Raw genomic sequence first — 3780 nt, 5'->3', positions numbered from 1 at the left:
GTGCTCTCGCGGACGATCAGGCGGGGGGCGGCGGCCACGGGGCGCGGGGCGATCGGCTCGCCCTGCTCGACGAGGCCGTGCAGCAGGGCGAAGCAGGCGCGTCCGACGCCGGCGAAGTCGAGCCGGACGGTGGTGAGCGCGGGGGCGAGGTAGGCGGAGTGCGGGGCGTCGTCGAAGCCGACGACGCTCACCTCGTCCGGCACCGCGCGGCCGGCCTCGCGCAGCGCGCGCAGCACACCGAGCGCCAGGTCGTCGTTGCCGCACAGCACGGCCGTCACGTCGGGGTCGCGGGCCAGCCGGCGGCCGGCGGCGTAGCCGTCGGCCGGCTCCCAGCCGCCCTCGATCGGCTCCGGCACGGGCACCCCGGCGCGGGTGAGCGCGTCGCGCCAGCCGGCCGCGCGTTGGGCGCCGCCGCTGGTGCGGGTGGTGGAGGGGATGGCGAGGTAGTGGACGGTGCGGTGGCTGAGGTCGAGCAGGTGTCGGGTGGCCTCGCGGGCCGCGGCCCGGTCGTCGGTCCACACCCAGGGGCTGCCGGCCGGCGGCGGCTCGGGCGGGGTCTCCACGGCCGCCACCAACGGGGCGTCGGCCGAGGCGAGTTCGAGGGCGCGGACGCCGGGGCTGTCATAGGCGATCAGGATCAGCCCGCCGCCGGGGTCGGTGGCGCGCCGCAGCGCCTCGGCGACGAGCCGTTCGTCGTCGGACTCGATCACGTGGATGCCGACGGCGTATGAGGCGGCGCGGGCGGCCTCCTCGATGCCCTTGATGGCCGCGGCGTAGCCGTAGTGGACGGTGTTGGAGGTCAGCACGGTCACGGTGCGGGAGCGCCCGCTGGCCAGCGCGTGCGCGGTGGCGCTGCGCCGGAAGCCGAGTCGGGCGATGGCGGCCTCGACGCGCTCGCGGGTGGCGGGCCTGACGCTCGGGTGCCCGTTGATGACGCGGGAGACAGTCTGGTGGGACACCCCGGCGGCGGCGGCCACGTCCCGGATGCTGACCGGGCGGCGCCCCCCGCTCCTTGTGTGACCGGTCACAGACATGCCAGGATTGTGACCGGTCACACAGGGGCCGTCAAGGCATCGGCAGCCGGGATTCCACGAGGAGTTGAAGCGGTGTCGCAGGGCGCGCTTGCGGAGGGCGGGTACGGGGCGGACGACGAGGGGGTGGCGCGGATTCGCTGGGGGCACGACGCGCTCGACGTGGCGGTGGCCGCCACGCCCGACGGGCCGCCGCGGCTGGTGGCGCTCGGCCCCGCCCGCCTCGCCGAGGCCGGGGCGACGCCGCTGGTCGAGGTGTTGGCGCTCGGCGAGGGCGGCGACTGGTCGGGGCAACGCGGGATCGAGACCACGCTGGGCGCCAGGCTGCGGCTGACCGGCCACACGGCGGAGCGGGACGGCGACTGGCACCGGCTCACCGTGCGGCTGCGCGACGAGACGACGGGGCTCGCCGCCGAGTTGCTGCTCGACTCGCCCGACGGGGTGCCGGTGGTGCGCTCCCGGGTGCGGGTCACCAACGAGGGGACGGATCCCGTCACACTGCTCGCGGTCTCCTCCCTCACCCTGGGCGGGCTGCCGTCACCGGAAGCGCTCGACCTGTACTGGGCGGAGAACGACTGGCTGGCCGAGTGCCGTTGGCGCCACGAGCCGCTGCGGACCCGGGTGCCCGACCTCAACCGGGCACGCAACGCGGCGGACAGCCGGGGCCGGGTCGGCTACGCCAGCAAGGGCAGTTGGTCGACCGACGGGCACCTGCCGATGGGGGCACTCGTCGAACGGGCGGGCGCCGGCGCCTGGTTGTGGCAGGTCGAGTCGTCGACGGGCTGGCTGTGGGAGGTCGGCGAGCGGGCGCAGGGCGGCTATCTCGCGCTGCACGGCCCCACCGACACCGAGCACCAGTGGCGGCAACGCCTCGCCCCCGGCGAGTCGTTCGCCACCGAGCCGGCCGCGCTCGCGGTCGCGGGCGACCTCACGGCGGCCTTCGGCGCGCTCACCGCCTACCGGAGGGCGGCACGCCGGCCGCACCCGGACCACCGTCGACTGCCCGTCGTCTTCAACGACTTCATGAACACCCTCAACGGCGATCCCACCACCGGGAAGCTGCTGCCGCTGGTCGACGCGGCGGCGGAGGTCGGCGCCGAGTACTTCGTGATCGACGCCGGCTGGTACGACGACGACACCCGCGGCTGGTGGGACAGCGTGGGCGCCTGGGAGCCGGCCGCCAGCCGCTTCCCCGGCGAGCGCGGCATCCACGAGGTGCTCGACCGGATCCGCTCCCACGGCATGACCCCCGGCCTCTGGCTCGAACCCGAGGTCATCGGCGTCCGCAGCCCACTGGCCGACTCACTCCCGCCGGAGGCGTTCTTCCGCCGCGACGGGGTGCGGATCCGCGAGCACGGGCGGTACCAGCTCGACCTGCGGCACCCCGCCGCGGTGGCGCACCTGGACCGCACGGTGGACCGGATCGTCGGCGAGTGGGGCGTCGGCTACCTCAAGCTGGACTACAACATCAGCGTGCCGCCCGGCACGGACACGGGCGGCACGACGAGCCCGGGCGCCGGCCTGCTGGGGCACGCCCGCGCGTACCGGGCCTGGCTCGGCTCGCTGGTGGACCGCTACCCGGATCTTGTGCTGGAGAACTGCGCCTCGGGCGGCATGCGGATGGACGGCGCCATGCTGGGCGTCGCGCAGCTCCAGTCCACCAGCGACCAGCAGGACTTCCTGCGCTACCCGCCGATCGCGGCGGCCGCGCCGACCGCCGTGCCGCCCGAGCAGGGGGCCGTGTGGGCTTACGCGCAGCCGGAGTTCGGCGCCGACGAGAACGCGTTCGTGCTGGCGGGCGCGCTGCTCGGCCGGATCCACCTCTCCGGCCACCTCAACCGGATGTCGAAGGAGCAACTGGCCCTGGTGCGTGACGCCCTGGGCGCCTACCGGGAGATCAGGCCTGACCTTCCGCGCGCCGTGCCGTTCTGGCCGCTCGGCCTCCCCGGCTGGACCGACGACTGGTTGGCGCTCGGCCTGGCGGCCGGCGAGACCCGCTACCTGTCGGTGTGGCGACGCGGCGGCGAGCCGGAGGCGACGCTGCCGCTGCCGGGGTTGGCCGGCCGCCGGAGCCGGGTGGAGGTGCTGCACCCGTCAGAGCCCGCCGGCACGGCGACCTGGTCCGCGGAGAAGGCCGAGTTGACGGTGTCCCTCCCCCGCACGCCGACCGCGCTGCTGCTGCGGCTGACGCCACTCCCCTGAGGCCGCCGTCGCGCGCGGCGCGGCGGTCGTCAGGTCTGGGCGGAAGCCACCCAGTACTCGGCGAACCGGCCGTCCGCCGTGCGAAGGATGTCGTTACCGAAGAACTCGGCGCTCCCTTCGGACGTGGTCCCCTGCCGATCCAACGACCCGCCACCCAGCCGTCGCGGGAGAAGGGTCGCACCTCCACCTCGAAGGACAGGTCGACGAACATGGCCTTCGTCTCCGAGACGAGCTCGGCGAGACCGTCCGGGCCGTGGATGGCACGGCCGGGCCAGTGACCGACGAAATCGCCGGTCACCAGCTCATCAGCGACGGAGGTGAGCCCCTCGGCGCTGTCCGGCCCGTTCCACAGGTCTGTGATCCACCGCTGGTACAAGCTCTCCGGTTGGTCGTCGAGGTGCTGGGCTACCACTCATCCGGCCAGGGTGACAGGCACCGCGGGCCGAACACGGTTTTTCCGGGACTTCGCGGACGGTGTCGTGATCACTCGAGGGGTTCGCCCGACGGGTCACTCCTTCACCGAGCCGGAGTTGGCGCCGGGGCGGGT

Annotated in this window: 2 protein-coding genes; one reads left to right on the top strand and one right to left on the bottom strand. The window is 74.7% G+C overall.

Annotated elements, in window-relative coordinates:
* On the bottom strand, positions 1-1034 hold a 1034-nt coding region (locus tag E1265_RS34830), incomplete at its 3' end, for a LacI family DNA-binding transcriptional regulator (RefSeq protein WP_132934952.1).
* Between the two features lie 72 nt (positions 1035-1106).
* On the opposite strand from E1265_RS34830, the gene E1265_RS34825 reads away from it, so the two are divergent.
* On the top strand, positions 1107-3233 hold the full coding sequence (locus tag E1265_RS34825) for a glycoside hydrolase family 36 protein (protein ID WP_243741330.1): 2127 nt from the start codon (positions 1107-1109) through the stop codon (positions 3231-3233).
* The last annotated feature ends 547 nt before the right edge of the window (positions 3234-3780 follow it).

It is taken from the genome of Streptomyces sp. 8K308 (assembly GCF_004348315.1).
Lineage (GTDB): Bacteria > Actinomycetota > Actinomycetes > Streptomycetales > Streptomycetaceae > Streptomyces.
The sequence above is the reverse complement of the archived record's forward strand: the minus strand, read 5'-3'. Positions and strand labels throughout refer to the sequence as shown.